Source organism: Mesorhizobium sp. P5_C1 (assembly GCF_054049815.1).
Window position 1 is genome coordinate 1 of sequence record NZ_JBFULQ010001216.1, and the last position, 791, is coordinate 791.

General features: G+C 60.7%; 1 protein-coding gene and 1 pseudogene. Both read right to left on the reverse strand.

The window, feature by feature from the left end; genetic code table 11:
- A partial coding sequence (locus ACXJ7R_RS34955; RefSeq protein WP_457155778.1) for a PIG-L deacetylase family protein occupies window positions 1–632 on the reverse strand: 632 nt, incomplete at its 3' end.
- A pseudogene (locus ACXJ7R_RS34960) lies at window positions 629–791 on the reverse strand (glucose-1-phosphate cytidylyltransferase); the annotation flags it as partial. The gene ACXJ7R_RS34955 and the pseudogene ACXJ7R_RS34960, both read right to left, overlap by 4 nt.

A 791-nucleotide genomic window follows, 5' to 3' on the forward strand; every position in this document is an offset into this window, starting at 1 on the left:
AGCGTGAACGCCTCGGCGAAATGCTCGGGTGCCCGACATTCCATCCCGCGCAACCTGGCAAGGCCGGCGAATGTTTCGCGGTCGAACCAGTCCTTGGAGCGCTGCGTCCCGAAGTGCTCGTGAAGGAGTTCGATCTTGCGTTCGAGCACGTCGGCCGTAAGCGGCACGTAGGCATTGGGTTGGCAAAGATCACCGTCCCATTTCGGAATCTCGTATTCGAGCACCAGGTGGTCGCGGAAGACGTTCCAGGTCAGTTGGTTGACCTCCCGGTGGTCCTGATGGGCGTCGAACCTGGCGTGGGTCAACACCACGTCGGGATGAACCCGCGATCTTAGATCCACCAGCCACTGCTTGATGGATCGACTATGGGTCGGAAAGTAGCTGTCTTCGAAATCGGCGACGTGGACTGTGGACGAGTGCGATCCCTGGAGAAAGGCCTCGGCCGAAGCCCTGGCTTCGGCAGACCGCTGGCCGCCGGCGCTCAGCACGCACCAATCGACATCCAGTTCGACCCCCGACGCGATCAGCCCGAGGATCGTACCTCCCGCACCGATCTCTATGTCGTCGGAATGGGCACCAAGGCAGAGGATCGAGAGTTTCTCCCCGCGACGTGCGAGGCCAAGTCCCCTCATGATGCGGCCATCACCATGCTGCGCCTGATTTTCTCTGCGGTGACCCTCCTATTCCAGGGCATGTCCCCCTTTTCGACCATGTCTTCGAGCGATTGCCAATCACGCAGCGTGTCCATCGAACGCCAGAACCCGTCGTGCTTGTACGCCATCAGCATGTTG